6 protein-coding genes are annotated in these 9,719 nt (G+C 57.4%); 3 read left to right on the plus strand and 3 right to left on the minus strand.

Annotation, left to right across the window (positions count from 1 at the left end):
- Together H5U08_RS04465 and H5U08_RS04470 are read left to right on the plus strand one after the other, a co-directional pair.
- Positions 1–205 (plus strand): hypothetical protein (locus H5U08_RS04465; protein WP_297030649.1); only part of this gene is annotated, 205 nt, incomplete at its 5' end.
- 434 nt (positions 206–639) lie between these two features.
- Positions 640–2,181 (plus strand): BBP7 family outer membrane beta-barrel protein, encoded by a 1,542-nt coding sequence (locus tag H5U08_RS04470; RefSeq protein ID WP_297030652.1) that lies wholly within the window; start codon positions 640–642, stop codon positions 2,179–2,181.
- Positions 2,182–2,490: 309 nt separating this feature from the next.
- Here the strand turns inward: H5U08_RS04470 and H5U08_RS04475 are convergent, their stop codons facing one another.
- Complete coding sequence (locus tag H5U08_RS04475; protein ID WP_297030654.1) at positions 2,491–2,943, minus strand: cupin domain-containing protein; 453 nt, start codon at positions 2,941–2,943, stop codon at positions 2,491–2,493.
- 646 nt (positions 2,944–3,589) lie between these two features.
- Here H5U08_RS04475 and H5U08_RS04480 point away from each other — a divergent pair.
- Entirely contained in the window at positions 3,590–4,723 is a 1,134-nt protein-coding gene (locus H5U08_RS04480; RefSeq protein ID WP_297030656.1) for a sugar-binding domain-containing protein, read from the plus strand.
- Between the two features lie 107 nt (positions 4,724–4,830).
- Here the strand turns inward: H5U08_RS04480 and H5U08_RS04485 are convergent, their stop codons facing one another.
- Complete coding sequence (locus H5U08_RS04485) at positions 4,831–8,259, minus strand: efflux RND transporter permease subunit (RefSeq protein WP_297030659.1); 3,429 nt, start codon at positions 8,257–8,259, stop codon at positions 4,831–4,833.
- Between the two features lie 156 nt (positions 8,260–8,415).
- Complete coding sequence (locus H5U08_RS04490; RefSeq protein WP_297030662.1) at positions 8,416–9,600, minus strand: efflux RND transporter periplasmic adaptor subunit; 1,185 nt, start codon at positions 9,598–9,600, stop codon at positions 8,416–8,418.
- Positions 9,601–9,719 lie beyond the last annotated feature (119 nt).

Consider the following 9,719-nt stretch of genomic DNA (forward strand, 5'->3'; position numbering starts at 1 on the left):
AAGATTATCGCAACCTGGCGAGAGAAATCATTGCCCAAACCGTCCAGGAACGGCAATCCCTCAAACAGGCAGGGTAGCCGCGCGGTATGCCGAGAAGTCGCAAAGTCTCCACGGGGTGCTTGCTCTGGTGTGCGAGCTGGCAAGACCAACCAATCTATCGGTCGAACTTCTCGAGCGATCACCCAGGAACGAACTATCGCCTTAACCCTCAGAGCATCACCGCTGTCCGTTGAGGGATGCCGGCGAAAGCTCATCCCTCCGGGTTGTTCCGATTTTGAGATGGGAAAAAACCGTAACGACATTACCGAAAAAAGCGGTTGCGCGGTCCTTATCTCACGCCCGTAGGGAATATTCCTGCTATTCCGAACATACGAACGATCCCCCACCGTGATTTGCCCCGGCAGGATCTGTTTTTGCGCTGAGTCAGCTATTCCCTGACCGATTCTCATAAATGGAGCGAAAGGCACCTTCCGCTTTCGCGTATTTGCCGCGCTTCCAACGACATCCGTTACGTTCGGTCGTTTGAACCAGGCGCAACGCCTGACGCGCGAAAAATCTTTCCGCCGAATACGTTGGGTGAGTGCTTTTTCGTCAAATACGAGGGAGGGAAAAAATTCCCACGATATGAGGATATCTCCTATGAAATGGTACTATAATGGTCGTTACGTCCGCTCCGCTGGGAGTTTACTGGCAGGTGGGCTGGCGTGGCTCACTCTTCTGGCCGGTTCCCAATGTTTGGCACAGTACGGGCTGACTGCCACCCCTGATCTGCTGCCGCTTCTGGCTGCTCCCGAAAGTACGCCAGTCGCGCCCCCAGGAACTCTGAGCAGTTCATCCGCGACCAGCAACACCGGCGAACCGAATCTTCTGCGGCTGCCACCGGTGGAGTCCGGCATCTCCCCGCCGATCCAATCCGAGCCATTCACTTCCGGCGGACTATCACCGGTGGGGCTTTCCCAACCGAGCACTCCGGCAATGCCGCTTGTGCCAGTGCCGGTGCCAGAGAACGCGCAGACAAACGGGAAGGAGGATGTTCCGGGTCGGCCTGGAGCTTCCTGCGACACGCTGATCGACCAGATGTTGGAGGAAGAACAGGCCGTGTGTGACGAGAATGCCGTAGCGAAGCGTCCCCGACGCATTTGGGGCCACCGGCGATGGCTTCTCGACGAATGCGATCCACAGCCCCGTGGCGAATGGTATTTTGAGGGGGCAGGTCTCATCATGGGCCGCAACGATCCCAACCGAGTCTGGTTCAGTTACCAGTCGAATAACAACGCCAATGAAATCATGAACAGCGAACAGGCCCGCACAGCCTGGCAAGGTGGTTGGCTGGCCACGGTGGGGCGTTCGTTCGCGTGTGACAACTGGCGGCTGGAGGGCACATACTGGGGCCTGGCCGTCATGAAAGGCGATGCGACGGCCACGCATCCCGACTTTGTGAGCAGTACGCTGGACTTCTCCGACGTCGTTTATGCGGATCCCACAATCCCTGGGCTGCCCGTAGACCTTTTTACCGGAGCGTACGAACAGGCCCTCTGGAGATCCAACGAAATCCACAATGCCGAGATCAATCTCATCCGGCACCGAATACCCTGGGAAGGTTACCGCGTGGGGGTGGATTGGCTCGTGGGCGTGCGCTACTTCCGGTTCGATGAACGGCTGACCTATGGTTCAAAAAGGCATCCCGATCCCTGGGGAAGCCAGCCAGAGCTGGAGGGTTATCTCTCCGATCGGGTTGAAAACAACCTCGTGGGTGTGCAACTCGGGTTTGATGTACGGTGGCCCATTTCCGATTGTCTGGTGCTCTCCTGCCGGCCGAAAGTCGGCCTGTACAACAATCACATCCACAACCGGTTTGACGCCTACCGAGGAGATGGCGAACTCTTTGCCCCCAATCCCAACCCACCAGTAGGGACGCCCGTCCCAGGCCGGTATCCTGTTGTGTCCTCGGATGATCGGTTTTCCGTCCTCACGGAAATCGAGGCACGCCTCACGTGGCAGATCAATCCTCGCTGGAGTGCCTTTGTGGGCTACCGGCTTGTTGCCGTTTCCGAAATAGCGCTGGCCGACGAGCAGTATCCGTTCTATGTCGTGGATATTGTGGACGCCATCGAGCATATCGACTCGAACGGGGATCTCCTGCTCCATGGTGGCGTGGCCGGCCTGTCGTTTGACTTTTGAAATTGACAGTTACCGAAGCTGGAGTCCCGAGGGGATAGGTGACCTATCGCCACACTTGCAAAAACCCACGTCACGCCACGCGCATAACGTGCCGTAGCGGCAATTCATGAATTGCCCCTACCGTTTAGCTATCGACGGAAGCAGGCAGTTGGAATTCGGAGCGCGGACCTGACAAGCACGCCTTCCAGGTTGAATTGCGCTCCCACGCGAGCGCCTGTGGTGCTCTCCCTCGACATCCACGGAAGAAAAATGGGGATGAGTCGGAAAGGAATACGTGTTTGTCGCGTATGATCGTCACTGCGCTCTTCATCATTCGTGGCGGGCTCCGTCGGTTGCGTCCGACGGTGGTGAGAAACCTGGTGGCGGCTCGTCGATGAAGTAGACATCTCGATCAGGCCGGGAGCCTGGACAGTGAATATTGAGCATCTCCAGGGTCTCATCGGCGGTGATAAATCGATGGGTCGTTCCCGGCGGGAGACGCAGAAAATCACCTGGCTCGAGGGAGTAGTGTTGACCGTCCAGGACCGCCTCTCCTCGCCCTGACAAAACGTAATAAAACTCTTCTGCTATCCGATGATAGCTGGTGGCCGTCGTCTGATGGGGACCGATCCACACTCGGTAGAACGTCGCGTTCAGCTCTTCGTCTGGTTCGATGAGCGACTGCAATTGGTATGGTCCCAGCAATTGCACCCCTTGCGCCGGGGAGCCCTTTCGATGGATGATTTTGTGACGCGGTGAGGGTGACGGCACTTCGTCGGGCATATTCGTCTCCTTCTCTTTGGCGATGGAAAAGCCACCAACCGTGCTACTGTCAAAGCAATCATTTCCTTGAATGCGCGAGAATCACCGATCAGCGGCCGATGGAGCAGACGCGTTCTCCACGGCAGCACCGGATTGGTGGCTTCGAGGTCATCTCCGGAGCATGTCTTTCCATTATGGAGGCTTTGCACCGAACGCTGTTATGGCCTCCGCCGTGTTCCCGCATGACACCGCATCGGATGCAGCCGAGAATCCGGAAGCGGGACAGCTCCTATTTCGGTGCAGGTGCGGAGCCGACCATGGGGTAGAGCCTCAGGAGCACGCGCCAATTAGGCAGTTTTCAGCTTGGCTCTTTCGGCCGTGTGTGGATCAAAGAACCCCCGTAGTCGGGGATGTCAAGCCGTCGGTTAAACTTCACAGAATATCGCAACTTCCGCGATCCGAACCGGGCGGTTGAAGGAAGTCCCCGTCACGGTTAAAGTGGGTTATCATTGATGTTCATTGCGTGGACCACCATCGCAAGGTGCGTTCCTGTAGCTTTTTGGCGTTTCATAAGCGCCATCCAGCTGTAACCTTTCTGTTCCGCACGGTTGTCACCGATTTTGTCTCGTGAAATTCCATTTTTGAACTCAGTGAAGGAGACAAGATCTTGAGCCCGCGACGTGGAAGTTGGCATCCAGCCCAGGAGAGCGACGAAATAGTTTACGCCATCTGCAATCGGTTTCTGGAACAACTTGGGCAGCACTGCAGCGGCAACGCCAAAGAGCAGAATGATCGCCGTCGCGGTGCTGCCGCGGCGGTTGCAGCATGGGCACGTAAACATCTGGGCCGAGAGGACCTGACGAGAGAACGGATTTATCCCCTGTTCTGGGAGGCCGTGCGTCGCCAGTATCTGCTTCTCTGCCCGCCCCGCGAATCGCATCTGGCATCGGAAATTCGCAAAACATTTGGTCTGGAGTCGCTTGCCGAGGACGCCATTCAGGTGGTGAATGTCCGCGGACCGGAAGCTGCCCGAAATGTGAGCGCCGTCGCAGCGGATTTGACGTTCCAGCTCATCCATCGGCTTCGCGGCAAAAAGGAGAAGGTCCACGTGGGGCTAGGGGCGGGGTATTCGTCGATGATGGTGGCACGGCGGCTTGCCCAGCGGGTTTATTCTGATCTTCAGTGCCCGCCGCTTGTGCTTCATGCGATCTCGGCCGGCGGTTTTTTCATCGATCAGCCGTACAAGGCTCCCGTGACTTATTTCGGATATTTCTCCGAGGTGATCACCCCTGTGGAGTATGTGGGGTTGTTCTCCGAGCCCCTCGTTTCCCGGGAGGAGTATGACCGGGTGCGGCAAAACCCCAGCGTGCGTCACTCGTTTGAACGGGCCAAGGAGATCGACATTGTCATCACGTCCTTCGCTGCAGCCCAGGATGAGCATGGGATGCTGGGGCAGTTTCTGAAGGCGCTCCAGCAGGAGGGAACCATCACACAGGCGGAAATCGACACAATGGTGCGGGCAGGATGGGTCGGCGATGTGCAGTTTCGCCCTTATTCCGCGAACGGGCCCATCCTGGAAGAATGTCCCGTGCAGGTTGTCACCCTGTTTGAAATTGAAGAATTGGTGGCGCTGGCCCAGCAGCCGAACAAATACGTCGTGCTCATCGCGGGGCCATGCAGTGAATGCCAGCGACTGAAAACAGACGCGCTGCGCCCTCTTCTGACGAATCCACGCCTCAGGCTATGGACCCACCTGGTGATGGATCTGGCCACCGCTTACGACCTGCTGCGAAGTGCCTAGGCAGTGCCCGCGGCCGCGTCCTGCTATCGGTGGACTGCGTGACGGATCTTGCATCCCACGGCCCGCCGTTCGAGCGGTAAAACGCTCATCAGGCGCGATCCACTTGCTCACTGCTCTCTCTTCTCTGTGTTGACCTGCTCATCAGCCTTTGGCGGAAGTGTGATAGCACCACCGCGTCGGCGATAGAGCAGCCAGTACACCGTGGGGATGACCACGAGGGTGAAGGTTGTGGAAGCAAAAATACCAAAGATGATTGACCAGGCAAGCCCGGAGAAAATCGGGTCAAGCGTGATCACCCAGTTTCCCAGCAAGGTGGTGGCCGACGTCAGGAAGATCGGGCGGAGCCGGACCGCAACGCTTCGCACGATGGCCTCTTTGAGGTCATGTCCATCCATCAAACTGTGGTGGATGAAGTCGATCAGGACCACCGAGTTTCGCACCACAATACCGGCAAGGCCGATCATGCCAATCATGGCCGTGGCAGTGAAGAAGACGGGATTGGCAAAACCTCCCACCGGTTTATTTGTAAGGATATTGAGGAGCCAGAAACCGGGCATGATGCCAATCATGGTCAGCGGGATCGCCAGCATGATGATGAGCGGCAGAACCCGAGATTTAGTCTCGAACATCAAAAGGATGAAGATCACCACCAGGGCCACGCCGAAGGCGATGCCCAGGTCCCGGAACACGTCGAGAGTGATCTTCCACTCGCCTTCTCCCGCCCAAACGACACGGTAACCGTCGGGAACGGCCCAGTAATCCCCGCCGCCAGGATGAAACCAGGTGCGTTCCTGCCAGGGCCGTGGGTTCGGCGTCAGATGGGCGAGTTCCGACTGCGACACACGATCCATTTCCATATCGATGATTGCGTCGGCCGGCGGACGACCGGCGATTTCTCCGTACACATACACCACCCGCTGCAGGTTCTTATGGTAGATCGTCTTGTCCTCGAGCAGAGGGCTTCCGTCCGGATTTGTGGACACAAAGCTGCCCAGCGAGCCGAGTTGTACCAACTGGCCGTTCTGGCCATGGACATAGATTTCCTCGAGATCATCCTCCGCGGAACGTTCGGAGCGTTTCAGCCGCAATATGACAGGCAGCGGATTGACCTCGGAGGGAATATGCAGTTCCGTGGCGTGATATCCGCTCAAAGCCGCCTGAATCGTCTGCGCGATAACCTCCTTGGAGACGCCGGATAACGCTGCCTTGGGCTGGTCGGTGACAAATACGCGCTTGGGCTGGTCGGCTTCGGCCGAAATATCCACGTCCACCACACCGGGCTCCCGCAGCATTCGCTCTTCCACTTTTTTGGCCGCTGCGATGAGCTGAAGATAGTTGGCGTCCGGTGGGCCGTACACTTCCGCCGTGATCGTTGCGATGACGGGTGGTCCGGGCGGGACTTCTACCAGTTTGATGTTGGCATTGGTTTCCTTCGCGATTCTTTCGATATCGTGGCGAATTCGCAGGACGATCTCATGTGACTGATGGGCGCGGTGATCCTTGTGGAGGAGATTGATTCGGATATCGGCCACGTTGCTCCCCTGGCGAAGGAAGTAGTGTCGGACAAGCCCATTAAAATCCATCGGAGAAGACAGTCCCGCGTAAATTGCGAAATCCTTCACTTCCGGAAGTCCGGCCAGGTATGCGGCGACCCGTCGGGCTACGGCGTCCGTTTCTTCCAGCGTCGTACCCTCCGGCATATCGATCACCACCTGAAACTCGTTCTTGTTGTCATAGGGAAGCATCTTGAGGGGGACCACTCGCAAACCCGGGAGCAGCAACGAAGCGAAGAACAATACGGCAACCGTGCCGACCACTCCCCATGCCGCCCACGACCGGTTGAGGATCGGGCGAAACACCGTGCTCACAATCCGGTACACAGGCCGTTTCGTCAGGTCGTAGGGAACGTCTTCGTGAGCCTTTTGAGGCTTGGCCCCCTGCAATGCGAACATCGCCATCCAGGGGGTGATGAGCAGCGAAACGGCCAGCGACACCAAGAGCGTGACCGGTACGTTGAGAGCCATGGGCGCCATGTATGGCCCCATCATGCCTGTGATGAAAGCCATCGGAGCAAAACTGGCGACGATGGCAAGTGTCGACATGACGAGAGCAGGCCGCACTTCCTGAACGGCGCGGAGAACGGCCGGACGGGGCGGCAATATTCGCATGGAAAAATATCGAGCTATGTTTTCCACATCGGTGATGGGGTCGTCTACGAGAAGCCCCAAGGCCAGAATGAGTGCGAACAGTGTGACCCGGTTGATGGTGTAACCGGCCAGGTAGTTGATGAACAGCGTGACGCTGTAACAAACCGGTACAGCCAGCGCGATGACCACAGCAGCACGCCAGCCGATTGTCAGCCAGATCAACCCGATGACGGTGAGCACAGCCACAACCAGCGCCTCGACCAGTTCGTTGACTTTTTCATTGGCCGTTTCCCCATAATCTCGCGTGATTCTGTAAAACACCCCGGCCGGCAGATGCGTCTTGGCCAGTTCCGCCATTCGCTCTTCGACCGCCCGCGCCACCCAGACGGCGTTCGATCCCTTTTGCTTTGCGACCGCGATCGTCACAGCAGGATAGAAATGGACAGGGATCTTTTCCCGAGGCGTGCGGAGATCGGACGGCGTGATGTGTTCGACGGGAAGCTCCGGGCGACGCGATGCCGGCCCGAAACCAATCCAGGTGTACGACGTTGGCTCGGCAGGACCATCGATGACCTCCGCCACGTCTTTCAAATAGACGGGCCGGTTCCCCACAACATTCACGACGAGGTTCTGGAGTTCAATGGCGTCCTCGACAAACGTCCCGGCCTCGACAATGAATTCCTGCCCCTGCTGATCGAAGCTGCCGGCCTGAACGTTGACGTTGCTGGCACGCAGGGCCTGGGCGACCTGCAGGATTGAGGTGCTGCGGGCAGCCAGCTTAATCGGGTTGACCTCCACCCGGATGTGCCGGGGACGTCCGCCCACCACGGTCACCCGGTTGGTTTGTGGAACCGCTTTTAATTCATTCTGGAGCTGTTCGGCAATACGCCGCAGTTCGTAGTCGCTGACTTTTTCCGGGTCGCGCGACCACAACGTGATGTTGACGATCGGAACATCGTCGATTTCCACCGGCTTAACGACCCACGCCTGGACACTCCGCGGCGCTTCGTCGATATACGACTGGATTTTGCTGTGGAGCTTGACCAGGGAGTCTTCACGATTCTGACCCACATAAAACCGAACGATAATGATCGCCTGCCCGGGACGGGACATCGAATAGACGTACTCCACGCCATCGATTTGATAAACAATACGTTCCAGGCGATTGGTGATTTGCTGTTCTACTTCCTGAGCGGAAAGTCCCGGAGCGGAAATAAACACGTCCATCATCGGCACCACGATCTGCGGTTCTTCCTCGCGTGGTGTGATCCACAGTGCCCCCATACCGATGATGATGGAGATAATCGTCAGCATGATCGCGGAGTCTCCTCGCAGGAAGACATCCACGATGCGGGTGAGAAACGGGACTTTTTCCTGAGGATTTGTCACGGTCGAGCCTCCCTATTTATGTTTCTGTTGCTTCTGGTGGCTTGAGACCTGGCCGCTGGACCCTGAGGATAAGTCCCAATGCCTGCCCAGCATGTGTCAAAGTCGTCGCGCTGAACACGTGGGACCTGCCCTCCTGGCGACAAAATCGACGCCCAATCACCGTTTCTGCGGGACGGTGCTTTCCGAACCTTGCTGTGACGTCCCTTCTCCGCCGCTCTGCGAGACGCCAAGATAAGGACAGACGCTTGGATCGGCATTTTTGGGGACCGCCACCATCTCGCCGGCTTGGAGACCACTCAGAACTTCGAGATGTCCCGGGCGTCCAAATCGGCCGACCTGAATGAGTCGCCGTTCCTTTGTGCCGTCGGGTTGTACCACCTCGACAAAATCGAGTTGTCCAATCCGCTTGATGGCGGCTGCGTTGAGACAGAGATGTTTGCGGCGTCCCGCTTCGATCTGCACGTTTCCGAACATACCTTCTACCAATCCCGGAGTTTCCGGAAGGACGATTTTTACGAGGACGCTCCGCGTCGCCACATCTGCCTGGGGCACCTTTTCATCCACGGTGCCTTCAATCGTCCGTTGAAGAGCGTCGATATAGACTTTGACCTTGTCGCCAATCTTCAGGCGATTGGCCAGGTGTTCCGCAACGGGGACCTCCAATCGAAGCGAAGAGGGATCATACATCGTTAACAGGGGAACGCCCGGAGAAGCTGTGTCTCCTTCCTCGGCAAGACGATCCACAATCTGGCCGTCGCGAGGAGCGACGATGGTGCAATAGGAAAGGTTCACTTCGATTTCGGCCAGTGCCTGCTTGGCTTTTTCGTAATTGGCCTGTGCCTGATCACGTCGTGTGCGGAACTCGTTGAACTGTTGCTCGCTGATGGCCCCGGGCTGTTGCTTGCGGAGACGTTCGGCCCGTTCGAAATCATCCTGGGCCTGCTTGAAGGCCGCCTCCGCCGCCTGAAGCGCTGCCTGGGCCTGACTTCGCTGCCGCTCGAGGGCTGCGCGATCCAGTTCGATTAGCACGTCCCCCTGTTTGACCCGATCCCCAGCTCGGACGTGAATCTTGGTAATCGTGGACATGATTCGCGCCGAGATGGTGGTCCGTTCGCGGGCCTTTACCGTCCCCACAGCCTCCTCGATGTACGGCTTTTCCACAACTTCTACCGGCTCCTTGGTTTCCACATTGGGATCAAATCGGGGAAGTTCCGTCGTGACCTCGCCGGGGGCGATCTTCTCGTTAAAGAAGCCGAAAAGCCAGAAAATGACAAGCGTGAGGACCACAAGCCCCGCCAGAAAAGGAACAATGCGAATAATACTCCGAACAATCCCTTTCATTGTTCAATTCTCCTGGGAAATCGTTTGCCGTCGCTACAAACGACCTGGTAGGCATTTTCAGCTTTGTGTAACCAGAGCGTAGACACTCTGGAATCGCTTTGCGATCACACCTGACCGGT

The sequence above is a fragment of the Thermogutta sp. genome (assembly GCF_014359955.1).
In the GTDB taxonomy this organism is placed as follows: domain Bacteria; phylum Planctomycetota; class Planctomycetia; order Pirellulales; family Thermoguttaceae; genus Thermogutta.